Here is a 23940-nt window from a genome sequence, read left to right on the forward strand (position 1 = left end):
GGTAACCCATGAATATTTTGACGGTAGAGCATTTGACCAAAAGCTATGGAGAGAAGGTCCTCTTCCAGGACGCTTCCTTCGGGATGGACGAGCGGGATAAAGTAGGCGTCATCGGCGTCAACGGCACAGGCAAATCGACGCTGCTGCGAATTATCGCGGGCGTCGAGAAAGCGGACGAAGGCACGATTGCCATCGGGAACAGCATCCGGGTCCAGGTAGTGACGCAGAATCCTGCGTACGACCCGGACGCGACGGTGCTGCAGCAGGTTCTCTCGGGCGATGATCCGGGCCTTGCGGGCATGCGCCGGTATACGGAGCTAGCCGACCGGCTGGCCGCCGATCCCGGCAATGCTGCGCTGGAGGCCAAGCTGGCGGCGGCCGGACATGAGGTCGATGCCGCCGGGGCCTGGAGCCTGGAGAGCGAAGCCAAGGCAGTGCTCGGCAAGCTGGGCATCACGGGATTCGACGCCCGCATGGGCACGCTCTCGGGCGGCCAGCGCAAGCGGGTCGCACTGGCGGCGGCGCTCATTACGCCGTCCGAGCTGCTCATTCTGGATGAGCCTACCAACCATATCGACACCGGCTCGGTCGCTTGGCTGGAGCAATACTTGCAGAAGCGCCGGGGCGCGCTCCTGATGGTAACGCATGACCGCTACTTCCTGGAGCGGGTCTGCGGCGTCATGCTGGAACTCGACCAAGGCCGGATGTTCCGCTATGAAGCGAACTACTCCCGCTTCTTGGAACTGAAGGCAGACCGGGAAGAACGGGAAGCCGCCGAGGAGCAGAAGCGGCGAAATCTGCTGCGCAGCGAGCTGGCCTGGGTCCGGCGGGGCGCCAAGGCGCGGACGACGAAGCAGAAGGCGCGGCTCGACCGGTTCGAGCAGCTCAAGGCGCAGACCGGCCAGTCGTCCGGACCGTCGCTGGAAATGTCGGCGGCCTCCACCCGGCTGGGACGCAAGATTCTGGAGCTGGACGGCCTGACCAAATCGGTCGGCGGGCGCACCCTGATTCGGGATTTGAGCTATATCGCCGTTCCGTTCGACCGTGTCGGCATTGTCGGACCCAACGGCAGCGGCAAGTCTACGCTGCTGAACCTGATTGCAGGAAGGCTTGCGCCCGACAGCGGCGTGGTGGAGCTTGGGCCGACGGTTAAGCTCGGTTACTTCATGCAGGAGCATCAGGATATGGATGAGAACCTGCGAGTCATTGAATACATCAAGGAAGAAGCGGAAGTCGTGCGCACGGCGGACGGCTCGGCCATCACGGCTGCCCAGATGCTGGAGCGTTTTCTGTTCCCTCCGGCGATGCAGTGGACGCCGATCTCCCGGCTCTCCGGCGGAGAGAAGCGGCGGCTATATCTGCTGCGCGTGCTGATGGGCGCGCCGAATGTGCTGCTGCTGGATGAACCGACGAACGACCTCGACATCGGCACGCTGGCGATTCTGGAGGACTATCTCGACGGCTTCCCCGGCGTCGTCTTCACGGTCTCCCATGACCGGTTCTTCCTGGACCGGACCGTGGACAAGATTCTGGCTTTCGAAGAAGGCGGCATTCGGGTCCATGTCGGCGATTACAGCGAATATGAAGAATGGCTGGCCGAGAATGTACCGGCAAGCGGAGCGGCGGGACAGAGCCCGGCGCGGAGCGGAAATGCGGGAGCATCCACAGGCGGGAAGGCCGAATCGGCGCCTTCCTCTTCCCGGACTTCGCCTTCTGCGAAGGAGAAAGTCAAGTTCACCTTCAAGGAGCAGAAGGAATATGAAGTGATCGACCGTCTGGTCGAGCAGGCGGAGCAGAGAATTGCCGAGGTCGCCGCGGCGATGGAGGCGGCTTTTGCCGATTCGGCCCGTCTGCAGGAGCTGATGAAGGAGCAGGCAGAGGCGGAGGCGGAGCTGGAACGCCTGATGGAACGCTGGACGTATCTGAACGAGCTGGCAGAGAGAATTGCGGCGCAATAGCCGAAGGGCAGGCCGTATAATATGGAGCAGGGAGTGACGGCAGTGCGCTATGATTTTGACCGGGTTGTGAACCGGCTGGGTACCCACTCGTACAAATGGGATCAGATGGAGAAGCTGTATGGAAGCAAGGAAATTCTGCCGCTGTGGGTGGCCGACATGGATTTCGAGAGTCCTCCGGCTGTCAAGGAAGCGATTGTGCGGCGGGCGGAGCTAGGCATTTATGGCTACAGCTTCGGCGAAGAGGGCTACCTGGACGCCATCGTGGATTGGCAGAGCCGCCGTCATGGCTGGGACGTATCCAAGTCCTGGATTGCCCAGTCGCCGGGTATTGTCACGACGCTGAGTCTGGCGGTCGAACTCTTCAGCGAACCGGGAGCCGACGTCATTCTTCAGTCTCCCGTGTATTATCCGTTCTTCGATGTCATTCGGATGAACGGCCGCCGGGTGGCCGACAACCCGCTCGTGATCCGCAATGGCCGCTACGAAATGGACTACGGTCATCTGGAGAGCCTGATGCAGGGCGGCGCCAAGCTGCTGCTGCTGTGCAGCCCGCATAACCCGGGCGGCCGGGTGTGGGAACGGGAAGAACTGCTGCGGGTGGGCGAGCTCTGCCGCCTCTATGGCGTCACCGTCGTATCCGACGAGATTCATGCCGACCTTGCCTTGCCCGGACACACGCATATTCCGTTCGCCTCGCTGTCGCCGGAGATCGCCGATCTTACGCTGACCGCGCTTGCAGCGACCAAGACGTTCAATCTGCCAGGGCTTCAGTCTTCGTATGCGATTGCCTCGAATCCCGAGCTGCGCCGCACGTTCGAGACCCGAATCAAGACGCTCAGCATTCATATGTTCAATCATTTTGCCCAGGACGCGGTGGAAGCGGCTTACCGGGAAGGCGGGGAGTGGCTGGATCAACTGCTGGCCTATATCTCCGCGAATCTGGATTTTGCCGCCGCTTACTTGGAGGAGCATCTGCCGCAGGTGAAGGTAATGAAGCCGGAGGCTTCTTATCTGCTCTGGACGGACTGCCGCGAGCTCGGGCTGGATATAGCGGGGCTCAAGCAGCTGATGTACCGCGAAGCCGGGGTCGCCTTCAACGAAGGTTCGATCTACGGCGCCTCGGGCGAAGGTTGGCTGCGGATCAACGTGGCCTGCCCGCGCTCCATCCTGGAGCAGGCGCTGGAACGCTTCTGCGCGGCGGCCGCCGCTTATGTGAAATAGACGGAGGGCAGAAAGGGCGTGTTCCTCCGTGCAACCCAAAGACCGGAAGCGCCGCAAGGCGAATCCGGTCTTTTCTTGACACCTTATTCAGCGCGTCGCAATCAGCGTCTCGATTCTCTTTCGGATCGAATTTCCGTTGGTCGTGAACAGCAGATAGGTCCGCGTGTCGGTCCGGATTACAATCCGGTCCGTTGTGCCGTATGCGGCTCCGATTCGAATCGCGGCAGGGTCTTCGCCTCCGTACGTAGGATCTTCCGCTACCTCCCGAATCTCCGCAACCGGAATTTCAATCCGGGACAGCTGCCAGACCAGGATCAGCTTATCGCCTGCCCGTTCAACTTGAATTCCTAACATTAGGTACGCCTCCCTTAATAGAAATGGACGGTCCGCCGCTTCACTCCGCTTCCTTCACAATCGCCGGCTTCACGGCGATCATCTGCATCACCGGCCGCCCGTCACCCGTCAGCACCGCCTCATCGGCATTCATCTGGGAAGAGCCGTCGCCATCGAGGTAGATTCCTTCCCGTCCTTCGCCCGGGACCGCCTCCAGCACTGCCCGGCGAAAGGCTTCGCCGGTGCACAAAGTCGAAGAGACAATGAGCCGCAGCTCGCCGGCCGCATTGTACACCATCCCGGAACGCAGCCTGCGTTCTTCGGAGAAGGGCAAGCGCTGGGCGGCAGCGGCGGCCGTCCACCCGGCTTCATCGCCGAGGTTCATGCTGACGCCGCCTTGCGCCCAGTAATGCCCGCGGTCCAGTACGGCGATATCGTCGCCCGAAGAGACGACCTGGACGGAGAAGAGGCGGGAGGCTCCATCCCATACCAGCGTTCCGCGGGCATACTTGGCATTGAACCAGCCGGAGCCGGGTCCGCGTTCATCGCCTCCCGCCGGGCGGTCGTTCATAATCGCGATGGACAGCAGCGCTTTCTCGTAGAAGAAGCCGCCGTTGATTCCGTAGGCCGCGGTCTCTTTCAGGGGGACGCCGGCTGCGCGAAGTTCAACATCCCCGGGAGCAACGCGCATCAGATGGAGCCGGACGCCTTCGCTGCTGACGTATTCCTCGTACTTGTAGGCGTGAGGCTGACCCTGAAAAAGCACTTTGCTGTCCGGCCGTTTCACCGACCAGATCAAGAGAGCCGCGCTCAGCAGCAGCAGACCGCTGAACAGGGCCGCAGTCCGCCTGACGGCCAGCCGCCTGGTTGCCCGGGCTGCGCCTCCAGACCGGGGCGGCCGGCCTGGGCCCGGTTCCGGGCTGCCGCTCTCCCCGGGTGTCTGCCCGCTCTCCCGGGGGTTGGACTCACCGTGCGCCGACATAGGCCGCCAGCAGGCGGGTGGTATTCAGGACGGCCTGCTTATGCGTCCGCTCCATGGAGTGGGAGGCGTGTACGCCAGGACCGATCAAGGCGGCGCGAATGTTGTGCCCGCCGTGAAGGGCGGCGGAGGCATCCGAGCCGTAGTGCGGATAAATATCCACGGCATGCGGGATGTCCAGTTCCCGCGCCAGTTCGATCAGCCGGCCGGTCATGGCATAGTCGTAAGGACCGGTGGAGTCTTTCGCGCAGATGGAGACATCCGTCTCTTTGCACTCCAGATCATTTCCGATAACGCCCATATCGACTGCAATCAGCTCGCTGATGTCCTGCGGAATCCAGGCGGCTCCGTGGCCGACCTCCTCATAATTCGAGATCAGCAGCTTCAGATTGTAGAGCGGCTTCCAGCCTTCGCGCTTCATGCTCTCCAGCAGGCCGAGCAGAGCCGCCGTGCTGGCTTTGTCGTCGATATGCCGGGATTTGATGAACCCGCTCGGGGTGATGACCGGACGGGCATTGAAGGAGATGAAGTCGCCGTTCGCGATGCCGAGCTTCAGCACATCGTCTTTGCTGTGAACCAGCTCGTCGATCCGAATCTCCATATTCTCTTCGGTACGCTTGGCATCCTGCTCGTCACGGGGATAGGCGTGAGCGGAAGGACGGGTGGAGAGGATGGTACCCGTGTAGGCCGCGCCGCTGCGGGTATGGATCACACAGTATTCGTTCTCGATGCTGTTCATCGTGAAGCCGCCGACCAGGGTGAAGCGGAGCGTTCCGCCCGGCTTGATTGCTCTTACCATCGCGCCGAGGGTGTCGACATGCGCGCTGAGCCCGACCGTCCGCGAGCCGTCCAGACCGGCTACGCCCAGAATCAGGCCGCCTTTCTCGTTCCAGGACAACTCCGCTCCGAGCGCCGCCGCCTCTTCTGCCACATAGCGCAGCACCTCATGGGTATAGCCGCTCGGGCTTGGCGTCTCGAGCAGCTTCATCAGTACGCGAAGAATATAGTCTTCATTGGGTTGAATCGTCCGTGTCATTTGCGGATACCTCCTATAAATCGTTCCGTATTCTTCAATAACAAGTTCCGGCCGCCCGAATTTCTTCCTCTACAGGGAGGAGGGGGGCATGTCCGGCACATCTCGGGATGCGGCCGGGGAGTGCTCCATCGACGGCACGGGAGCCGTCTCAAGCCCGGCAATCAGGGCCCGAGCTTCGTTAAGCTCGCCCGTCAGCGTCTTGATTTTCTTCTGAAGCTTGAACTGCCGCACAATGCCGAATGCGCCGACAATCAGCCCGCCGATCAGCGTGCAGCCGATAATGACGACGATCAGCGGCAGATCGACCTCGCTGAAGCCGAAATCGACCGGAACGGAACCTACGTTAAATACAGCGAAGATAGCGATAAGCAGCGCAAAAATCAAGCCCAGGATAATCGTCCATTGCGTCCTCATTCTTACAGCCTCCTTAAGCGTCCTGTTGTCATAATAAAATCCCTTGCCCGTCCGAGCAAGAAAATAGACCTTCGAGTCCGGTTTCCTGCTGCGCCAAGCAAGGGATGCCAAGTAGCGGCTTTCTCTTATTTCGTCAGTTCTTCCATCTGTTCGATGACGTTCTCGAAGACGCTCATCGCTTCGCGGATCGGCTGCGGCGAGGACATATCGACGCCCGCTTTTCTCAGAATATTGATGGAATAATCGCTGCCTCCGCTCTTGAGGAACCCGAGGTAGCGGTCTACCGCCGGCTGGCCTTCCTCCAGAATCTGTTTCGAGAAGCTGGTCGCCGCCGAGAAGCCCGTTGCATATTTATAGACATAGAAGCTGGTGTAGAAATGCGGAATCCGCGCCCATTCCATCTCGATGTCCTGGTCCACGACCATGTTGCCGCCGTAATATTTCTTGTTGAGGTCGTAGTAAATGGCCGACAGATCCTGCGGCGTCAGCGATTCATCGCTCTCGGCCCGCTCGTGGACGATTTTCTCGAACTCCGCGAACATGGTCTGGCGGAACACGGTCGTGCGGAACTGATCGGCGTAGTAGGTGAGCAGGTACATTTTCTCCTTCGGATCGGTCGATTTCTTCAGCAGGTAATCCATCAGCAGCGCTTCATTGGTCGTAGAGGCCACTTCGGCGAGGAAAATGGTGTACTGCGCGTCCCGGTATTTCAGCGCGTTGTCCGAATAATAGGAGTGAAGCGCATGGCCCATTTCATGAGCCAGCGTGAACATGCTGTTCAGGTTGTCGTTGTGGTTCAGCAGAACGTACGGATGGGTGCCGTAAGCGCCCCAGCTGTATGCGCCGGTCCGTTTGTTCTCATTCTCGTAGACGTCGATCCAGCCGTTGTCGAAGCCTTCCTGCAGCACCCGGGCATAATCCGCGCCGAGCGGCTTGAGGCCTTCCTTGATGATCTTCTTGGCTTCCGCGAACGGAATGTCCAGCTTATATTCATCCACCAGGGGAGCGAACAGATCATACATATGCAGTTCGTCCAGCCCCAGGAGCTTCTGGCGCAGCTTCATGTAACGGTGCATCAGAGGCAGGCTCTCGTGGACCGTATCGATCAGGTTGGTGTACACTTCCTTCGGGATATTGTCGCCGTAGAGGGACATCTCCAGCACGGAAGGATATTTGCGCACACGGGAGTAGAAGACGTTCTTGTTGACGTTGGCGCCCAGCGTAGCGGCGATCGTATTCTTCTGCTTGGCGTACGTGTCATAGACGGCTTTAAAAGCGCTGCGCCGGACATCCCGGTTCGGGCTCTCCAGGAACTTGATGTAGCTGCCGTGCGTCAGCTCCACTTCCTTGCCGTTCTCGTCCTTGATCTTCGGGAACTTCAGGTCGGCATTGTTGAGCATGCCGAAGATGTTCTGGGGAGCCTGGGACAGTGTGCCGACCTGTGCCAGCAGAGCTTCCTCGGCCTGGGACAGCACATGCGCCTTCTCCCGTTTCATTTCGGTCAGCGTGAACGTATATTCGGAGAGGGCCGGATCGGCAATGAAGGCGTCCAGCGTCTCATCCGGCAGCGAGAGAATCTCCGGCGTCACATAGGAGAGAGCTTCTCCCGCGTCGATGCTGAGCTTCTTCGCTTTTTGCGTAAGCGCCTGGGACTTCGGGTTGGCCGTGTCTTCATCCTGGCGCATATGGGCGTATACATAAAGACGTTCCGTCAGCAAGGACAGCTTGTCGTCGAACTCGAAGCATTCCTTGAGCGCGGCGGCATCGGTCAGCTTGCCCCGGAACTTGGAGGCTTCCTTGATCAGCGATTTGGTCTCATCATAAGTGCGGTCCCATTCCTGCTGAGAGGCGAACATATCCTCAAGCTTCCAGCGGTTCTCGGCCGGAACTTCACTTCTCTTCAATAATTGTTCCATGGGAATCCTCCTCGTATCGTGGGATAATGGCGGCTCGGGCCGCAGCTGCCGCCCGGACGCGCCGGAGACGTTCGTAACCAGCAGGCCGAGCGCGAGCGCAGCCAGGCCGGTTCGGAAGGGGAAAGGCATAGCGTAACCTCCTGACGCTTGTCGTAGGTTCGCCTAGTGTTCCCCGCATCTCCGGTTGTATGAAAGATTATGAAGCATTCAGCATGGCGATGACGACCAGCACAAAGGCTATGGCAATCATGACCACCGCGGCAAGGGCCAGCGGTCGCCGCAGCTTCGGCTCCAGGCGGTCGCGCATAAGAATCAGAACGCCGCCGAGGCACAGCACCGCGATGATATAGATGACCAGACTGTCATTGTTCATCCGTCACACCTGTTTGAATGCGGCGATAATGCGCTCGTATTCCTCTTCGTTATCCTTGAAGGATTCTCTCGTGAAGCGATTGTGTACCCATTGCATCATAGCCGGGCGGCTGATAAACGTATGCGTATCCTCGCCCCACTGGTCGGAAATTTCGCGGAGCACAATGTACCGTCCCTGCACTTCTACGGTCATCATGTTCCATTTGTCGGTTTTGTAAATTTCGTGTTTTTTGATCATGTTGGTCCCACCCTGGCGATAATTGGCTTTTGGGTTCATGATAACGCACCGGGGAAGGCAAATGCAAATTAAATCCGGTTAAATCGGATTTCATCCATTGCGAAGTCGCAAGGGATGGAGTATAATGCAAATATACGCCATATATGGCGGTATTTTTAGGAGGTTGTTCATTTGAAAGGTACAGTAAAATGGTTTAACGCAGAAAAAGGTTACGGCTTCATTCAAGTTGAAGGCGGCGAAGACGTATTCGTTCATTTCTCCGCAATCCAGGGCGACGGCTTCAAGACTCTGGAAGAAGGCCAATCGGTTGAATTTGACATCACTGAAGGCAACCGCGGACCACAGGCCGCTAACGTTAACAAGCTGTAAGAATTGATATTAAGAAAGTGCCGAGGGGACATCCCCCAGGCTCATATATATGCTTGAATGATAGGCTTGAACAAGCGTTATCCGACAAGACATAACTCAGGGCGCATTCCTTCCGGAATGCGTCTTTTTAATGATTGCAGGGTCCGGCAAAAGAAGAAGCCGTCTTCCGGTTCTGCGGGTGCTGAACCGGAAGACGGCTTGCGTATGTCTTATTCGATAATCGTCAGAATTTCATCCAATCCCTTCCGGGCAATCGCCTTCGGCTGGACCGACGGATGGCCCAGCGCCAGAACCATATTGACCTGCCGTTCTTCGGGGATGCCGAGATAGTCGCGGAGCTCGCGTTCGGCAAGAAGCACGGGGCCGGTCATCGGACAGGTTGCCAGCCCCTTGGCGTGGGCGGCAAGCATCAGATTCTGGACAGCCAGACTGCTGCTCTTGATTCCTTCCTCGGCCCAGATCTCCGGACTGCCGAATCCGAGCGGGTCGAAGATGCGCTCGCGGAACTTGGACGTATAAGGGGTCGCCAGACAAAGGATAAGAGCAGGCGCTCCGCCGAACGCAGTGGCGTAGGGACCGAAGGATTTAAGCATCAGTTTGGCCTCTCTGGCGAGTCCGTTGCTCTCGGCCTCGGCTGCAATCCGGCGCAGAGCTTCCCAAGTGAAGGTCTCGATCTGCTTGATCCGCTCCCGGTCCAGCAGGGCAATGAATTCCCACGTCTGGGAGTTGGTGTCGCTTGGCGCGAAGCGGGCGCAGTCAATAAGATCGCGGATATCTTCCGGGGAGACCCGCTCTTCGGTGAAGTCGCGGATGCTGCGCCGGGTCAAGGCGAGTTGTTTGAATTCCTCAAAAAGCATGGAAGCGCCCCATTTCAATAAATTGATACCTGGTACTAATACCTGGTGATGTCTGTTATTATACCGTAATTTCAACCTTCTGAGAAGAGTCGGATTCCGCAGGAGCCGCCGGAAGGGCGGAGAGCTGGACCGCCGGGCGGTCGGGAAGCAGATGCTTCAGCAGGAAGCCGAAGCTTGCAGTCAGCGCGAGCGCCGATGCGGTACGGAAAAATACGGTCCGGCCCGCCTGGTCATACAGAAGCCCGCCGAAAGCTCCGCTCAGCAGTCCGGAGGCGCTGGACCAGGCTACGGTGTAGAGGGCCATCCCTGTAGCCCGAAGCCGGTCCGGGATGAGCCGGGTAATATAGCGGATGGCTGTTACATAGTAAAGGCCAAAGCTGACGCTGTGCAGCGCCTGAATCGCAACGATATGCATCGGCTGGCTGGCAGCAGACATTAAGAAGAAGCGGAGCGCGAACATTAGGCTGGCCAGCGCCAAGAGAGGCAGTTCCTTGAACCGCTCGCCGTACCGGCCTGCGAGGAACAGGATCGGTATTTCGCTCAGCGCGGAAGCGAGCAGGGACCATCCTACCAGTTCTTCGCCGGCTCCAAGGTCCCGCAGACTTACCGTCAGGAAGGCTTCATTCATCCGGTAGCTGATCGCCATGATGAACACACAGCCGAAGAACCAGAGCACCTCTCGGCTTAGGAAGACTTCCTTCCAGCCGCCGGTCTCTTCCGAACGGTCCGATGTCTTCACCGGAGGAGACTTCTTCGTGTCTTCCAGCCGGAATGTAATCAGCAGAGCCAATGCCGCTACGGCGACGCAGGCCGCTACGCTATACGAAGCTCCGATGCGGCGCAGCAGATACCCGGCAGTGAGGGCGAAGAAGGAGTACCCGATTGAACCGAATACCCGAATGACAATGAAATTTCGTCCAAGTCGCTCGGCTGTCTTGATAGCAAGGGTGTCTGCCAGGGGAAACACCGGATAATAGAAGAAATAGAAGAAGGACAGGATAAGCATGGCGGACGGAAAATCGCGCGCGCCCGCAAGCAGAACGCCGGTTGCGATCTGGCCTGCCAGCAGCGCGTACAGAATTTTCTTGACGGTTCCGAACCGGTCGCTGAGCATGCTCCAGAACAGATTGGACAGCATGGAGATCAGCGGGCCGATAGCATAGAGCATGCCGAGCTGGGCGTTGCTGAAGCCGAGCTGGCTGTAGAACAGCGGGAAATAGGAGACGGCGAGGACGCTCGTTCCATAGATGGTGAACATGAAGGAACGGAGCCAGTTCTGCTCCGCTCCGCTTCGGTCTGAATTCATCGGTGCACACTCCAATAGTTGTTTGGTGTTCAGGTAACGCGTCTAAGTATACCATGACGGAGCCGTGATTTTTCATGAAGCCAAGAGTGAATTTTGTTGTTTGTGCAAACGGATGGATCATATTATAATAAGGTTTGATTTGGACAAGGAGACAACTATGTGGAGGCACCGTCATTGAGTGAAATTGAGCAAGGCCGGAGAGTCAGTCCGCGGGGCCCCATTGCCTTGATGAGCCGGGTCTATAAATATGTACTTCCCGAGGTCCGGCAATCGCTGGACGTATGGCGGCAGCGCGCGAAGGACATTCCGGACCCCGAGCTTCGAAGACAGGCGATTGCCAGCATTGACACCAAGCAGTTCCACTGTGAAGGCGGAGGTGTATATGCGGCGGGCAATCTGTCAATGCGGCATATATTGGTTCCATTGATCGTAGCCTATCAGACGATTAGCGATTACCTAGACAATCTGTGCGACCGGAGCACTTCTCTTGACCCGGATGATTTTCGCCTGCTGCATCAGTCGATGCTGGATGCCGTGACGCCGGACGCCGAGCTGCGCGATTATTATGCGCTTCGCAGCGAGAAGGATGACGCCGGCTACCTGCACAGTCTGGTCCGTACCTGCCAGAGCATGACCGCCCGGCTGCCGGGCTATGCCGCAGCGCAGGAAGAGATTCGGGAACTGTCGAGGCTATACGGCGATCTGCAGGTCTACAAGCATATTGATCCCTCTCTCAGGGAGAACGCGCTGAAGACCTGGTGGGAGCAGGAGGGATTCCGGGCCCCGCATCTTTACTGGAATGAATTTGCCGCCGCTACGGGATCGACGCTGGGCATCTTCATGCTGTTCCTGGCTTCCTGCGATCCCGCCCTCACCCGCAAGGACGCTGCGGCCATGCGCGCAGGCTATTTCCCCCATGTATGCGGTCTGCATATCATGCTCGATTATTTGATCGACCAGGATGAAGACCGGGAGGGCGGCGATCTGAACTTTTGCAACTATTATGAGAGTGCGGATGCCATGCTCGGCCGGATTGCTTCTATAGTAGAGGGGGCGCGCAGCGATGTCCGGCAGATTCCCGATACCCCGCTGCACCGGATGGTGATCGAGGGACTGCTTGCGCTGTATTTGTCCGATCCCAAGGTGAGCGAGCAGAGCGAAGTGAAGAAGGTGTCCCGCAAGCTGATGAAGGGCAGTCCGTTAACCCGGCTCTTCTTCTTTGCCAACAGCCGCTGGATACGCAAGCACCTGTATTAGGGTAATGATTGTGAAACCGGTTTATGCGCCTGATCTACTTCTGCCGCAGCACATGGGCAAGCGTAAGCCTTGTTAAATTTTGAGGAGGAATTATCATTATGTCTCAAGTCAAAAAGATCGCAGTACTTACCAGCGGAGGCGACTCACAGGGCATGAACGCCGCGGTTCGCGCCGTTGTGCGCAGCGCCATCTATTTCGGAATCGAAGTATTCGGCATTCAGCGCGGCTACCAGGGCCTTCTGAACCGCGACATCTTCCCAATGGATCTGCGCAGCGTAGGCGACATCATTCAGCGCGGCGGCACGATCCTGCAATCGGCCCGTTGCCTGGAGTTCGTGAAGCCGGAAGGGCAGCAGAAAGGCGCTGAAATTCTGCGCGAATTCGGCATCGACGGTCTGGTTGTAATCGGCGGGGACGGTTCCTACAAGGGAGCCCAGAAGCTGAGCCATCTCGGAATCAAGACCATGGGCCTTCCGGGCACAATCGACAATGACGTATCCTTCACGGATTACACGATCGGCTTCGATACGGCTGTCGGCGTTGTTGTGGATGCCGTCAACAAGCTCCGCGATACGATGTCTTCCCACGAGCGCTCCTCGATCGTAGAAGTTATGGGACGGCACTGCGGCGACATCGCTCTGCACGCCGGTCTTGCTTCGGGCGCGGAGACAATTCTCGTACCGGAAGTTCCTTACGATCTGAATGAAGTGGCCGACCGCATGCGCGACAACTTCTTGAAGGGCAAACGCCACAGTATTGTCATTGTAGCCGAAGGCGTCGGCAAAGGCGAAGACATCGCCCAGGCGCTGAAAGAGCGCCACTCCAGCCTGGATGCCCGCGTAACCGTTCTGGGTCATATCCAGCGCGGCGGCAGCCCAACTCCGTTTGACCGCAACCTGGCCAGCCGGCTCGGCGATTTTGCCGTACGCAAGCTGATCGAAGGAGAATCCGGCAAAGCCTGCGGCATTATCAAAGGCGAGCTGACGCTTACCGACATCGATCAGGTCGTCAACACGAAGAAAGATTTCGACATGGAAATGTACAATCTCGCTCTCCGGTTGTCCCAATAATCCGGAAGACAGCATACATGAAAGCCAGGCTGGAAGAATCCAGCCTGGCTTTCTGCTGTCGGGAGGACATATGCGCCATACGTAAAGTTAGGGTTTATTCCGCTCCATGCCCGCTTGCGGAGAAGCGGCGTTCAACCCGGACGAGGCGTCCCAGCAGCAGAGCCGCTCCGATGGCCAGCCCGGCAATCAGTCCGATCCAGTAGCCGTAAGCGCCCAGATCGGTATGGACGGCGAGAATATAGCCAAGCGGCAGTCCCAGCACCCAATAGGCCACGAAGCAGATCACAAACGCCGGATTAACGTCCTTGTACCCGCGAAGCACGCCTTGGGTTGGCGTGGCGATGGCATCGGATATCTGGAAGAAGATGGCGTAAATCAGGAAATGCTGAATCAGCTCAATGACCTTGGGGTCCGTGGAGTACAGCCCGGCGACATGTTCGCCGGCGAGCAGCAGGACAAGCGCGGTAACCAGGGACATGGCCACTGCCGAAGAGATGCCGAGCCGGCTGTACTGGCGGGCGTCGCGCTGCCGGCCGGCGCCGTTCTCGAACCCGACCAGAATGGTCAGACTGAGGCAGATGCTCAGAGGAATCATATACAGCGTCGAGGCGAAGTTGATCGCCGCCTGATGCGCGGCAATCGTTATGGTGTCGAACCGGCTCATCAGCAGGGTGACCGCGGAGAATACCGCAGTCTCGAAGAAGATCGAGAATCCGATCGGAGTGCCGATCTTGAGCTGTTCCCGAAAAGCCCGCAGCGACGGAGCATGGAACTTCCGGAACAGTCCCAGTTCCGCAAACGTCTCGGCGCGCGTAACAAAGAGCAGCGCTACGCCGGCAATGATCCAGTATGTGATCGCCGAGGCGACCCCGGCTCCAGCGCCGCCCAGCTCGGGGAATCCGAATTTGCCGAAGATCAGCAGCACGTTCAGCCCCACGTTGATCGGCAGCGCAATCAGCGTAATGAACATGGAGATCCGGGTCTGGCCCAAGGCGTCAATACAGCTTCTCAGCACGGTGTAGCCGAAGAGCGGGATAATTCCGCAGCCGATGGCAATCAGGAAGCGGCGGGCGATCCTCTCCACTTCGGGCTCAAGATTCATGAAATTCAGCACGGGCGAGAGAAGCAGCGAGCCGGCCGCGATGACCAAGACCGATACAAGGAGGGACAGCCAGATGCCCTGCATCACTTTGGAGGCGACTTCGTTTTTGCGTCCGCTGCCCAGAAGATGGGAGACAATGGGCGTGATGCCCATCAGGATGCCGCTGAGCCCGGTCTGAATCGGAACCCAGAGGCTTGTGCCAATGGCGACGCCAGCCAGATCGTCGGTGCCGTATCGGCCCGACATGTTCGTATCGAAGAAAGCGATAAGCGACAGCGCAATCTGGGTAATCAGGATCGGGAACAGAATGCGCAGGAACTGGCCCGTCTTTTGCTTGAGATTCTCGGTTGAATTCATGGGAGCAGCGACCTCTTCTTCATAAGATACGCCCGAAGACCCGGCAGGCGCCGGGTCTTCGGGCATGAATGGATGGATGAGTTCTGACATAGAGAAGATTCTTTAATATTGCACGCCTGCGGTGTAACGGTTATTGGCGTTCCAGAGCAGGAATTCATCGACATTCTGCTCTTTCAGCGCCCGGATCTGATCCTGGACCTGCTGTTTGCCGTATTTGATATAGTGTCCGCTGCCGAGCCAGCTTGCTGTAAAGTCCTGAATCCAGGGACGAATCAGCGGCTTGTAGCTGCCCAGCGGGTCCAGCTTCTTGTGGGTGTCGACCATAGAGCCTTTGATGGTCGCGTACGGGTTCTTGTCCGGGTCCTTGACGTTGAACCAGCCGGTGGAATAATGGCTGGGATAGACCATGGGACTAATGACATCGACGTTCTTGGAGATCTTCACAAAGTCCTGACCGATGCCCTCGGCAGCCGGTACGGAAGCGGCGTAGCCGAAGATATCAACCGAGACGCGGGCGCCCAGCGGGGTCAGCTCTTTTTTGGCATACTGCACAAAATCGGAAACGACTTCCGTTCGGCTCTTGTCGGACTTCGTGTATTTCAGGGAGTCGGCCCGCTTCTCGAACCCTTCGGGGAACCGGACGTAGTCGAACTGGATCTCCTTGAAGCCCAGCTTCACCGCTTCCTTGGCAATTTCCACATTATACTTCCAGACCTTCTCATTATAAGGATTCACGAAGCTGTCCCCGCCGCCGTTCGACCACACGGAACCGTCGGACTTCACGAACGAGAGCTCCGGGTGCTTCTTGGCGAGCACGGTATCCTTGAAGACAACGATCCGGGCGATGGGATAGACGTTGTGCTTCTCGAGCCGGGCCATCAATTCGTTGATGTTGCCGATGAACTTCTGCGGGTTGCCCATCTGCTGCAGTTCGGGATTCTCTGTCTTATAGGTGATGTAACCGGCATCATCCTTGATGTCAATGACCATGGAATTGAGTTCGGTCTTATCGAGCAGGTCCAGCAGGGTAGTCATTCTCGAGCCGCCGGCGCTGTAGGCGGTAACGTAGATGCCTTTGACCTTGGGGGCATCCGGCTGCGGGTCGGTATGGACGGCGGCACCGGCGGCGCCGGGCGACGCTGCTGGCGCAGAAGCGTCCGGCAGCGGGGAGCCCGACGGAGCCGGCGATTCCGGCAGGGCGCTTGCCGAAGGCGAAGCGGCCGGAGCCGACGCGGAGCCGGACGGAGCCGGGGAAGCGCCGCCTAGTCCCCGGAATCCCTGATCTGCCTGCAACGCAATTCCGCTGGCCGACTGCAGCACAGCGGCTACTTCCGTCTGGTGGTGCTCCTGTTGGACACCGACGCCTCCCAAGGCTAGCATGAGTATCGCCCACGTGATGTTCATTATTCTCTCTCCTTTTATGTACGCTAATGCTCATTATATAGGAACGGGTATACGCAAAAAGAACAGGTTTGTAATGTCATCCGCTCTCCAAGCGATAGGGGTGGCCGTCCCCTTTGTTAAATAAACGGGATGGGACCGGGATAAACGCCCTTCTACAAAGTAAATGCCGCCAGGTCCGTCAAAAGCCCGGAGAAGGCGGCAATCCGTAAAGCTAAGTCCTTCGCAACTCATTGAAGATACGCAGAATCCTGATGCTCGCAAATGCTGTGCCGGATAATATCCATGGCATCGGCAGGGTCCAGTATGCCCAGTCCGTCCCGCAGAACGATAACGGAATTGAGCTCGGTCTGCTTCAGGAAGGGGAGCATATCCGGATACCATTTCATGACGATTGTCGAGAGTTTTACCGTTTCCATTTCCACAGAAATCACCCTTTCCTTTTTCAGCGAATGGTCTGAACAAGCATTCAGTCAACACCCGGAAAAACGGTCAGTGCCTGGAAAAGAGGGAAAGCCAACCTCATGAAACGTTGGTGCGGGTCTGCGCTCCTACAATATACCATAATTTTAAAGTATGTGCATCCCTCGACAAGCGGACAGCGGGCCTTAGCGCTTGCGGAAAGACCCCATCACGCCGACGGTCTCGACAATGTTGACAAAAGCCTGCGGATCGCTGTCCTTGATAATCCGCTTCAGCTCCGCCAGCTCGTATCGGGTGGTCACCGTCATCAGCATGTCCCGTTCCACATGGGAATACGCGCCTTCGGTCTTGATCCGGGTTACGCCCCGCTGGAGACCAAGGAGATGCTTCAGCATCTCATCGGTCCGGTTGGTAATGATGTAGACCGTGACTTTGATGTGGCTGACATGGATGAAATCGACGACGCGCCCGGTGACGTACATCGACAGCATGGAGGCCAGGGCGACATTCCAGTTGTCGTCAAAATAGCCTGCGGACAGAATGACGAGGGCATTCAGCGCCACAAGCACATTGCCGATCGGGAAATCCCGGTATCGGCTGATAATGGAACCCAGAATATCGAAGCCTCCTGACGATCCGCCGACCCGGAACGAGATGCCGCTTCCGATTCCGACCAGGACGCCGCCGAAGACGGCGGCCAGCAGCATGTCCGAGACGACGGCTTTGACGGGCACGACTTCAATCAGCCAGGTGGCAACCGCTACGGACAGGATGCTGTACAGAATAAAGCGCCGTCCGAGCTGGAACCAGCCCGCAATGAGCAGCGGAATGTTCAGGACCATGTACATTACGCTGATGTTGAGCGGTGTGAAATAGCCGATCAGCATGGACAGGCCGGACACGCCCCCGCTGAGCAGGCGATGCGGAATCAGGAAGAGATTGAAGCCGACGGCGATAAAGGCGCCGCCCAGAACGATGGTCAAACTGTGCCAAAATGAGCGTAACAAATGGATTCTCCTTATCGGATGTAATTGTAAATCGTGAAAGAAAGGAATACACTGGTATTCCTCCAGGAGCTTGTGATATAATGTATAGGATATTCTTGAGTAGAGCGATACAATGAACGTTTTTGCATTGTTTCGGATGTAAAGCTACGATGTGTTCGGGCGGGGTAAACGCCCGATTAGATGGGCGGTCATCGCCCCTTGCACGAAACCATGCAGAGATTCAGGCAGGTTGGGACAGTCTAATGAATGTTTGCCGCTACTTAAGAATACAGACAAGCATGTGGAATGTCCACTGTAGAAGGAGCATGAATAATTTGAAAACATTCGCAGAATTCGACCTGGAGCCCAAGGTTCTCCAGGCCATCACGGAACTCGGATTTGAAGAAGCCACTCCGATTCAAGAGCAATCCCTTCCGATCGCGCTGTCAGGCAGCGACATGATCGGACAGGCACAGACGGGTACGGGTAAGACCGCCGCTTTCGGCATCCCGCTGATTACCAAAATTCCGCGCGAAGAAGAGAAGATCGTTGCGCTGATTATGACGCCGACACGCGAGTTGGCTATCCAGGTCGCCGAGGAAATCGGCAAGCTGAGCCGCTTCAAAGGTCTCCGTTCGCTGCCCATCTACGGCGGACAGGATATCGGCCGGCAGATCCGCGGACTGAAGAAGAAGCCGCAGATCATCATCGGTACGCCGGGACGTCTGCTCGACCACATCAACCGGAAGACGATTCGTCTCGACGACGTGAAGACGGTGGTACTGGATGAAGCGGACGAAATGCTGGACATGGGCTTCATGGAGGACATCCAGTCGATCCTGAAGCTGGTGCCGGAAGAGCGTCAGACGATGCTATTCTCCGCAACTATGCCTCCGAACATTCAGCGCCTGGCCCAACAATTCCTGAAGAACCCGCAGCATGTATCGGTGATTCCGAAGCAGGTCAGCGCGCCGCTGATCGACCAGGCTTACATCGAAGTGCCGGAACGCCAGAAATTCGAAGCTCTGAGCCGCCTGATCGATATGGAGTCTCCCGATCTTGCGATCGTATTCGGACGCACGAAGCGCCGGGTCGATGAGCTGTCGGAAGCGCTCCAGAAGCGCGGTTACTCGGCAGACGGTCTGCACGGCGACCTGTCCCAGAACCAGCGCGATGCCGTTATGCGCAAATTCCGCGACGGCAGCATCGACGTTCTGGTCGCTACGGACGTAGCGGCACGCGGTCTCGACGTGTCCGGCGTATCGCATGTCATCAACTTTGACCTGCCGCAGGATCCGGAGAGCTATGTTCACCGTATCGGCCGTACAGGCCGGGCGGGCAAGGAAGGCACAGCCTGGTCGTTCGTAACGCCGCGCGAGATCGATCACCTTCGTCTGATCGAACGCGTAACCCGTCACCGGATTACCCGTAAGCCGCTTCCGACCATGGCCGAGGCCATTGAAGGCAAGCAGCGCATTACGGCCGAGCGCCTGCTCGACATGGTCGAGAACGGCGAGCTGAACGAGTACAAGGGAATTGCCATCCAGCTGCTGGAGCAGTACGATTCCGTGCAACTGCTGTCCGCAGCCATGAAGCTGCTGACCGGCGAGAAGAAGGATTCGGATATCCAGCTGACGCCGGAAGAACCGATCCGCGTGAAACGCCGCGGCGGCAAAAACGATATCCGCAGCAGCGGCCGCAAGCCTAACGGCGGTTACGGCGGCTCGCGCGGCGGCTACTCCGGCAACCGCGAAGGCGGCAGCGGCGGTTACCGCGGCGGCAACCGTGAAGGCGGCAGCCGCAGCGGCTACGGCAGCAACTACGGCGGCGGAAGCAGCAGCGGCGGCTATAAGGGCAACCGCGACAACGCCGGCTCCCGCAGCGGAGACCGCAAGCCTTCGCGTCCGGCAGGCGAACGCCGCCCGGCTGCGAAGAGCGACGATTCCTACGATATTTAAGTTCGGCCGGGGGCGGATGTCCCCGACAACTTGCAGCAAAAGACGGAACGCGGATGCGTTCCGTCTTTCTTTTTGTCCCATTTAAGGCAGCGGTATTAGATGAAGAAAGTACGGCTGATAATCACAAGCAAAATGAACAGAACGAGAATGGTGCCGGTGGAAGTCCAGAGGCCGCCGTATCCTGCGGGTGCAGACATGATATACCTCCTTCAAAGTCTGGGATGGGAAATGACAATGGTACTATATGGTCTTGAAGAATCGGCGGATTGGATGACCGCCTACTTCCGGCAAGTTGGGCTATGGCGCTGTCCCCGGGAAATAAGGTATAGTTAGATTACGCGGTATGCGCAGACAGACAGGAGGAAGGAAAGTGGAGTTTAAAGGTGCAATGGGCGGTATTTACCGCATTACGGAATGGATTTCGAGAATTGCGTTCAGCAATATTCTGTGGGCGCTCTGTTCGGTTCCGTTTTTGTTCGTCGTTCTGCTGAAGTTTATTATGCTGGCCAGCGATACGGGGGGCGCCAACGAGCAGGTGCTGCTGAACTGGGGGCTTGGCATTACAGCACCGTTCACGCTGTTCCCGGCGACATCGGCGCTGTTCAACGTGGTCCGCAAGTGGGTCATGGGCAATACGGATGTCGGCACGTTCAGGACTTTCTTTAAGGGGTATAAGGAGAACTACGTCAAGAGTATGCTTGGCGGACTGATTTATACGGTTCTTTCGGTGGTGATGTATGTCGATGTCACCGTTTATATGAATCAAATGAAGGATTTTCAGATCGTGGGCATTCTGATGCTTGTTCTGATGATCATCCTGTTCGTCTCGATGTTCAATTTCTTCTCAATTGTGGTTCACTATGAAATGAAATTCAAAGAAGTGATCATCAATTCCCTGCTGATTACGATCGCCCGCCCGTTTCGGGTGTTCTCGTCGCTCGTATCGGCTGCGGTGCTGGCCTATATCGGAATGCGCTACCCGGTATTGTTCGTTCTCTGCATCCCGACGCTGATTGCCATGGCGGCATTCTTTAATTTCTACGCGACCTATAATAAGCTTCAGGCGCAGGCGGAAGAGAAGAAGCGGAAGGAAGAGGAAGCGCGGGAGAAGGCGGAAGCCGAGGAACGCGAAGACAGTGAAGACGGTGAAGAAGAGAAGGACGAGGATTTCCTGGAGTCGTCAGAGGAGCCGAAGAGAAGCTAGAAGGCAGGGGCCGAGAATAGTCCGGACAATATTGGAACTGGATAAGGCTAAATAAAAGCGCATACATGGTTTACTTTTTCGCACAAACACACTATAATAACAATATAAATCCTGCGATGTTCGTTATCGGCTGTTCGTTGTTTTGAACCAATGACAATGTCTTGGGAGACCAATTACGGATCGTGGCTGAAAGGCCCTGTCTATATGACATGGGGACTTCAAAAGCGTATTCTGCGGTCACCCACCTGCTGGTGCAGGTTCAGAAGACACTTCAGCCGGACGGCATAGGCGGGTTTCCCAAGCAATGCATAAGGCGCCTTGTTCCCATATCGGGACAGGGCGCTTTTCCATAACGGGGATCTTGCCTTCGCGTTCACGCAAAGGCTTTTGTTCGGGGAGGAAGAATGTTACACTATAGAATAGGAATGAAGGATATACAGAGGGGGAAGAATTTTGTCGTTTAAACGAACATTGGTCGGCTTGTTTCGCAGCTACGACGGAACGAGCGACCGTGCCAAAGATCCGGCTCTCAAGACTCGTTATTACAGTCTCAGCAAGGACAAAGCCTGGGCAGAAGTTTCTTCGACGCTGAAGAAGGTTCCCGGGTTCAAGGTGCTTCACGAGGTCCCATCCGTCGGTGAGATTACGCTGGAGAAGAAGACGGCTTTTGGACGGACCCTGGACATTACGGTATCCGTGCTCGGAACAGGCCCCATGCGCAGCGCCGTTGACATGTATTCGGCTTCGCGCGGCTCGCTGGGCGATCTGGGCGCCAATTACCGGGTGATTCAGCGCCTGTACGGCATACTGGACAAGAAGCTGTCCAAATACAAGACCGACTGATTATCGGCGGAACGCCCCTATTCAAGCGACAAGCGGAAGAAGGATTCCTTCTTCCGCTTGTTCTATGACCGGGGATGCCCGAAAGGGAATCCTTCTAAAGGAGCTTGCGAACAGCCTCGATGGCGGCCTCGAAATTCGGAGGTTCCGTCATTTCCGACAAGTATTCGACATAGGTGATTCTATCGTCCCGGTCCAGGACGAAGATCGAACGCATATCGAGAGCGAATTCCTTAATAAGTACGCCATAGGCCTCGCCGAAGGAACGGGTCTTGTAGTCCGAGAGGGTGACGACCCGGTCTACGCCGGCAGCTCCGCACCAGCGCGCCTGAGCGAAGGGGAGATCGGCGCTAACCGTCAGAATAACGACGTCTTGCCCGAGCTGTGCGGCTTCTTCATTGAAGCGCCGCGTCTGGGCGTCGCATACTCCGGTATCGAGCGAAGGGACCACGCTGATGAGCTTGATTTTGCCTGCATAATCCTTGAGGGTCGTTTCTTCGAGCAGGTTCAGGTTCACGGTGAAATCCGGCGCCTGATCTCCCGGCTGGAGCTTGGGACCGACCAGAGTGATCGGGTTGCCTTTAAAGGTTGCTTCGCCTGTCCGTTCTTGAGCCATGAGTATAATCCTCCTTCAAATTAATTCGTACCACATTGGATTGTTGTTGGCCTTCTAAATTATAATCATAAAGACAAGACCATGTCCAACCGGACCTATCGGAAGGAAGGATGGAAAGTATGCTGTTTATCCGTTATGAGAATTGGAAGAGCTATCTGCGGTACTATCCGGTTACGACGCTGATTGTAGCCGCGAACCTGGTCATGTTCATCATTTTGTCCCTGAACGGAGGGTCCACCGACCCTTATACGCTGCTTCATTATGGCGCCATGGTCGATATCGGCCCCGAGCGCACGGAGTGGTGGCGGCTGGTCACTTCGATCTTTCTTCACAATGGAATCTCACATCTGCTCTTCAACTGTTTTGCCATTCTTGTATTCGCTCCGCCGCTGGAGCGGCTGATGGGCTGGGCTCGCTATGCCGTTCTCTATATCCTTGGCGGCGTGGTCGGCAATCTGGTATCAATGGGAGTGTCCGGAGAAGCGGTCTATGCGGGAACGGTATCCGTCGGAGCCTCGGGAGCTATCTATGCGGTCTACGGCGCTTTCCTGTATATTGCGCTGCTGCAGCGCTTCAAGCTGGATGAAGGCTCCCGCAAAACGCTGTACAGCCTTCTGCTGCTCGGCGTGATCACGACTTTTGCCATGCCGAACATCAATTGGGCCGCGCATCTGGGCGGCTTGATCGGCGGTTTTTTCCTGTACGGTCTGATCGTCCGGATTGCGCCGTCAAGAACCATGCGTTAGCCGGAAGGAGAGGATCGACCCGTGGAGCTGAGACAGCTTCAGTATTTCTTGAAAGTAGCGCAGAAAGAGCATGTCACCCGGGCGGCGGAGGAGCTGCACGTGGCGCAATCGGCGGTCAGCCGCCAGATTCATCAATTGGAGCAGGAGCTGGGCGTGGATCTGTTCATGCAAAAGGGCCGTAACCTGCACCTGACCCCGGTCGGTCAGCTCTTCTGCAAGCGGGTGGAGACGATCCTGAAGGATCTGGACCGCTCGGTGGCCGAGGTCCATGAATTCCTGGACCCGGAGCGAGGGGAGATCCGCATCGGATTCCCGCACAGCATGGGCACCCATCTCATTCCGACCATCGTTGCCGAGTTCAAACAGCATTATCCGCATGTCCGCTTTCGCTTCAAGCAGGGAACGTATTCTTCGCTGATCAAGGATGTCCTGTCGGCGGAGGTTGATCTGGCCTTCATTTCGCCTTGTCCGGAGAGCAGCGGCCAGCTGTCGGGCGACGTTGTAATGACGGAGGAGCTGTTCGCCATTCTTCCGCCCGGCCATCCGCTCGCCGGGGAGTCGGTGCTTCGACTGGAGCAGCTTAGGGAAGAGCAGTTCGTCCTTTTCAGTCCCGGCTACTCGCTTCGGCCGATTGTCTGGCAGGCCTGCCTTCAGGCGGGGTTCACGCCGGAGATTGCATTTGAAGGGGGAGAGACCGATACGATCCGGGGGCTCGTTGCCGCCGGAATGGGGGTCAGTCTGCTGCCGGAGATGGCACTGTTCCAGACCGGACGGCTGCAGCCCGCCCAGGTCCGCATCTCGGAGCCGCAGGTTACACGCACGGTGGGGCTGATCTATCGTTCAGACGGCAAGCTTCCGCTCGTAGCGCGCTCCTTCCGGGCGTTTCTGCTGACTTACTTCAAATCCAGGCAAAATAATACCCCGGTCGGCATGTATGAAGTGCACCCCTTAGAATAGACATTGGAAAACCCCCCTGGTTAT

Annotated in this window: 25 protein-coding genes and 1 other RNA gene; 11 read left to right on the forward strand and 15 right to left on the reverse strand. The window is 57.2% G+C overall.

Annotation, left to right across the window (positions count from 1 at the left end; genetic code table 11):
- Nucleotides 1-8: 8 nt before the first annotated feature.
- A complete protein-coding gene (locus tag F4V43_RS15945) occupies nt 9-1958 on the forward strand; it encodes an ABC-F family ATP-binding cassette domain-containing protein (RefSeq protein WP_150459243.1) in 1950 nt (649 codons plus the stop codon).
- A gap of 42 nt (nt 1959-2000) precedes the next feature.
- Nucleotides 2001-3179: a MalY/PatB family protein gene (locus tag F4V43_RS15950; RefSeq protein ID WP_150459274.1), complete on the forward strand. Its 1179-nt coding sequence runs from the start codon at nt 2001-2003 to the stop codon at nt 3177-3179.
- 87 nt (nt 3180-3266) lie between these two features.
- Here F4V43_RS15950 and F4V43_RS15955 read toward each other — a convergent pair whose 3' ends face one another.
- The 7 genes from F4V43_RS15955 to F4V43_RS15980 all read right to left on the reverse strand — a co-directional run bounded on the left by F4V43_RS15955 (nt 3267) and on the right by F4V43_RS15980 (nt 8467).
- Nucleotides 3267-3533 (reverse strand): hypothetical protein, encoded by a 267-nt coding sequence (locus tag F4V43_RS15955; RefSeq protein ID WP_150459244.1) that lies wholly within the window; start codon nt 3531-3533, stop codon nt 3267-3269.
- Nucleotides 3534-3573: 40 nt separating this feature from the next.
- A complete protein-coding gene (locus tag F4V43_RS15960) occupies nt 3574-4494 on the reverse strand; it encodes a hypothetical protein (RefSeq protein ID WP_223879922.1) in 921 nt (306 codons plus the stop codon).
- Nucleotides 4478-5527 carry a M42 family metallopeptidase gene (locus F4V43_RS15965; protein ID WP_150459245.1) on the reverse strand — a complete coding sequence of 350 codons (1050 nt, stop codon included), beginning with the start codon at nt 5525-5527 and terminating at the stop codon, nt 4478-4480. Before F4V43_RS15965 ends, F4V43_RS15960 begins: the two co-directional genes overlap by 17 nt.
- A gap of 69 nt (nt 5528-5596) precedes the next feature.
- Entirely contained in the window at nt 5597-5941 is a 345-nt protein-coding gene (locus F4V43_RS15970) for a lipopolysaccharide assembly LapA domain-containing protein (RefSeq protein ID WP_150459246.1), read from the reverse strand.
- A 125-nt stretch (nt 5942-6066) separates the two neighbouring features.
- Nucleotides 6067-7857: an oligoendopeptidase F gene (pepF, locus tag F4V43_RS15975; protein ID WP_150459276.1), complete on the reverse strand. Its 1791-nt coding sequence runs from the start codon at nt 7855-7857 to the stop codon at nt 6067-6069.
- Between the two features lie 196 nt (nt 7858-8053).
- Nucleotides 8054-8230: a hypothetical protein gene (locus tag F4V43_RS19765; RefSeq protein WP_191089610.1), complete on the reverse strand. Its 177-nt coding sequence runs from the start codon at nt 8228-8230 to the stop codon at nt 8054-8056.
- A gap of 3 nt (nt 8231-8233) precedes the next feature.
- On the reverse strand, nt 8234-8467 hold the full coding sequence (locus tag F4V43_RS15980) for a hypothetical protein (RefSeq protein WP_150459247.1): 234 nt from the start codon (nt 8465-8467) through the stop codon (nt 8234-8236).
- Between the two features lie 171 nt (nt 8468-8638).
- Between F4V43_RS15980 and F4V43_RS15985 the strand changes: the two genes are divergently transcribed.
- The gene (locus F4V43_RS15985) at nt 8639-8836 is read left to right on the forward strand and encodes a cold shock domain-containing protein (protein ID WP_150459248.1); all 198 of its coding nucleotides are present in this window, start codon (nt 8639-8641) and stop codon (nt 8834-8836) included.
- Nucleotides 8837-9045: 209 nt separating this feature from the next.
- Here the strand turns inward: F4V43_RS15985 and F4V43_RS15990 are convergent, their stop codons facing one another.
- Complete coding sequence (locus F4V43_RS15990) at nt 9046-9693, reverse strand: nitroreductase family protein (protein WP_150459249.1); 648 nt, start codon at nt 9691-9693, stop codon at nt 9046-9048.
- Between the two features lie 58 nt (nt 9694-9751).
- Nucleotides 9752-10999: an MFS transporter gene (locus tag F4V43_RS15995; protein ID WP_150459250.1), complete on the reverse strand. Its 1248-nt coding sequence runs from the start codon at nt 10997-10999 to the stop codon at nt 9752-9754.
- Nucleotides 11000-11173: 174 nt separating this feature from the next.
- Between F4V43_RS15995 and F4V43_RS16000 the strand changes: the two genes are divergently transcribed.
- Together F4V43_RS16000 and pfkA are read left to right on the forward strand one after the other, a co-directional pair.
- Nucleotides 11174-12256 (forward strand): tetraprenyl-beta-curcumene synthase family protein, encoded by a 1083-nt coding sequence (locus F4V43_RS16000; protein ID WP_191089611.1) that lies wholly within the window; start codon nt 11174-11176, stop codon nt 12254-12256.
- A 98-nt stretch (nt 12257-12354) separates the two neighbouring features.
- Nucleotides 12355-13326 carry a 6-phosphofructokinase gene (pfkA, locus tag F4V43_RS16005; protein WP_150459251.1) on the forward strand — a complete coding sequence of 324 codons (972 nt, stop codon included), beginning with the start codon at nt 12355-12357 and terminating at the stop codon, nt 13324-13326.
- A gap of 94 nt (nt 13327-13420) precedes the next feature.
- Here pfkA and F4V43_RS16010 read toward each other — a convergent pair whose 3' ends face one another.
- The 4 genes from F4V43_RS16010 to F4V43_RS16025 form a co-directional block, all read right to left on the reverse strand.
- Entirely contained in the window at nt 13421-14785 is a 1365-nt protein-coding gene (locus F4V43_RS16010; protein ID WP_150459252.1) for an MATE family efflux transporter, read from the reverse strand.
- Between the two features lie 102 nt (nt 14786-14887).
- Nucleotides 14888-16189 carry a putative glycoside hydrolase gene (locus tag F4V43_RS16015; protein WP_150459253.1) on the reverse strand — a complete coding sequence of 434 codons (1302 nt, stop codon included), beginning with the start codon at nt 16187-16189 and terminating at the stop codon, nt 14888-14890.
- A 227-nt stretch (nt 16190-16416) separates the two neighbouring features.
- Complete coding sequence (locus tag F4V43_RS16020; protein WP_150459254.1) at nt 16417-16605, reverse strand: hypothetical protein; 189 nt, start codon at nt 16603-16605, stop codon at nt 16417-16419.
- Nucleotides 16606-16794: 189 nt separating this feature from the next.
- Nucleotides 16795-17616, reverse strand: coding sequence for a YitT family protein (locus F4V43_RS16025; protein ID WP_150459255.1), 822 nt, complete (start codon nt 17614-17616; stop codon nt 16795-16797).
- Nucleotides 17617-17930: 314 nt separating this feature from the next.
- Between F4V43_RS16025 and F4V43_RS16030 the strand changes: the two genes are divergently transcribed.
- The gene (locus F4V43_RS16030) at nt 17931-19553 is read left to right on the forward strand and encodes a DEAD/DEAH box helicase (RefSeq protein WP_150459256.1); all 1623 of its coding nucleotides are present in this window, start codon (nt 17931-17933) and stop codon (nt 19551-19553) included.
- 95 nt (nt 19554-19648) lie between these two features.
- On the opposite strand, the gene F4V43_RS16035 is transcribed toward F4V43_RS16030, so the two are convergent.
- Nucleotides 19649-19750, reverse strand: coding sequence for a dihydroorotate dehydrogenase (locus tag F4V43_RS16035; protein WP_150459257.1), 102 nt, complete (start codon nt 19748-19750; stop codon nt 19649-19651).
- Nucleotides 19751-19923: 173 nt separating this feature from the next.
- Between F4V43_RS16035 and F4V43_RS16040 the strand changes: the two genes are divergently transcribed.
- The 3 genes from F4V43_RS16040 to F4V43_RS16050 all read left to right on the forward strand — a co-directional run bounded on the left by F4V43_RS16040 (nt 19924) and on the right by F4V43_RS16050 (nt 21600).
- Nucleotides 19924-20757, forward strand: a complete 834-nt coding sequence (locus tag F4V43_RS16040) for a YesL family protein (protein ID WP_150459258.1) — start codon at nt 19924-19926, stop codon at nt 20755-20757.
- A gap of 105 nt (nt 20758-20862) precedes the next feature.
- A non-coding RNA gene (ssrS, locus tag F4V43_RS16045) (6S RNA) lies at nt 20863-21056 on the forward strand.
- A 154-nt stretch (nt 21057-21210) separates the two neighbouring features.
- Nucleotides 21211-21600, forward strand: a complete 390-nt coding sequence (locus tag F4V43_RS16050) for a DUF1499 domain-containing protein (RefSeq protein WP_150459259.1) — start codon at nt 21211-21213, stop codon at nt 21598-21600.
- Between the two features lie 94 nt (nt 21601-21694).
- Here F4V43_RS16050 and tpx read toward each other — a convergent pair whose 3' ends face one another.
- Nucleotides 21695-22213, reverse strand: coding sequence for a thiol peroxidase (gene tpx / locus F4V43_RS16055; protein WP_150459260.1), 519 nt, complete (start codon nt 22211-22213; stop codon nt 21695-21697).
- 119 nt (nt 22214-22332) lie between these two features.
- On the opposite strand from tpx, the gene F4V43_RS16060 reads away from it, so the two are divergent.
- Both F4V43_RS16060 and F4V43_RS16065 read left to right on the forward strand, forming a co-directional pair.
- Nucleotides 22333-22959: a rhomboid family intramembrane serine protease gene (locus tag F4V43_RS16060; RefSeq protein WP_150459261.1), complete on the forward strand. Its 627-nt coding sequence runs from the start codon at nt 22333-22335 to the stop codon at nt 22957-22959.
- Between the two features lie 21 nt (nt 22960-22980).
- On the forward strand, nt 22981-23916 hold the full coding sequence (locus F4V43_RS16065) for a LysR family transcriptional regulator (RefSeq protein WP_150459262.1): 936 nt from the start codon (nt 22981-22983) through the stop codon (nt 23914-23916).
- Nucleotides 23917-23940 lie beyond the last annotated feature (24 nt).

The sequence above is a fragment of the Paenibacillus spiritus genome (assembly GCF_008710135.1).
GTDB classification, from domain to species: domain Bacteria; phylum Bacillota; class Bacilli; order Paenibacillales; family Paenibacillaceae; genus Paenibacillus_AQ; species Paenibacillus_AQ glufosinatiresistens.

Bases quoted from the DNA above. Each gene is read 5' to 3' on its own strand.
- F4V43_RS15955 (WP_150459244.1), bottom strand. From the start codon at position 3,533: ATGTTAGGAATTCAAGTTGAACGGGCAGGCGATAAGCTGATCCTGGTC.
- F4V43_RS16035 (WP_150459257.1), bottom strand. From the start codon at position 19,750: ATGTCTGCACCCGCAGGATACGGCGGCCTCTGGACTTCCACCGGCACC.
- F4V43_RS15995 (WP_150459250.1), bottom strand. From the start codon at position 10,999: ATGAATTCAGACCGAAGCGGAGCGGAGCAGAACTGGCTCCGTTCCTTC.
- tpx (WP_150459260.1), bottom strand. From the start codon at position 22,213: ATGGCTCAAGAACGGACAGGCGAAGCAACCTTTAAAGGCAACCCGATC.
- F4V43_RS16010 (WP_150459252.1), bottom strand. From the start codon at position 14,785: ATGAATTCAACCGAGAATCTCAAGCAAAAGACGGGCCAGTTCCTGCGC.
- F4V43_RS15980 (WP_150459247.1), bottom strand. From the start codon at position 8,467: ATGATCAAAAAACACGAAATTTACAAAACCGACAAATGGAACATGATG.
- F4V43_RS16020 (WP_150459254.1), bottom strand. From the start codon at position 16,605: ATGGAAACGGTAAAACTCTCGACAATCGTCATGAAATGGTATCCGGAT.
- F4V43_RS15960 (WP_223879922.1), bottom strand. From the start codon at position 4,494: ATGTCGGCGCACGGTGAGTCCAACCCCCGGGAGAGCGGGCAGACACCC.
- pepF (WP_150459276.1), bottom strand. From the start codon at position 7,857: ATGGAACAATTATTGAAGAGAAGTGAAGTTCCGGCCGAGAACCGCTGG.
- F4V43_RS15965 (WP_150459245.1), bottom strand. From the start codon at position 5,527: ATGACACGGACGATTCAACCCAATGAAGACTATATTCTTCGCGTACTG.
- F4V43_RS19765 (WP_191089610.1), bottom strand. From the start codon at position 8,230: ATGAACAATGACAGTCTGGTCATCTATATCATCGCGGTGCTGTGCCTC.
- F4V43_RS16060 (WP_150459261.1), top strand. From the start codon at position 22,333: ATGCTGTTTATCCGTTATGAGAATTGGAAGAGCTATCTGCGGTACTAT.
- pfkA (WP_150459251.1), top strand. From the start codon at position 12,355: ATGTCTCAAGTCAAAAAGATCGCAGTACTTACCAGCGGAGGCGACTCA.
- F4V43_RS16015 (WP_150459253.1), bottom strand. From the start codon at position 16,189: ATGAACATCACGTGGGCGATACTCATGCTAGCCTTGGGAGGCGTCGGT.
- F4V43_RS15970 (WP_150459246.1), bottom strand. From the start codon at position 5,941: ATGAGGACGCAATGGACGATTATCCTGGGCTTGATTTTTGCGCTGCTT.
- F4V43_RS15990 (WP_150459249.1), bottom strand. From the start codon at position 9,693: ATGCTTTTTGAGGAATTCAAACAACTCGCCTTGACCCGGCGCAGCATC.
- F4V43_RS15945 (WP_150459243.1), top strand. From the start codon at position 9: ATGAATATTTTGACGGTAGAGCATTTGACCAAAAGCTATGGAGAGAAG.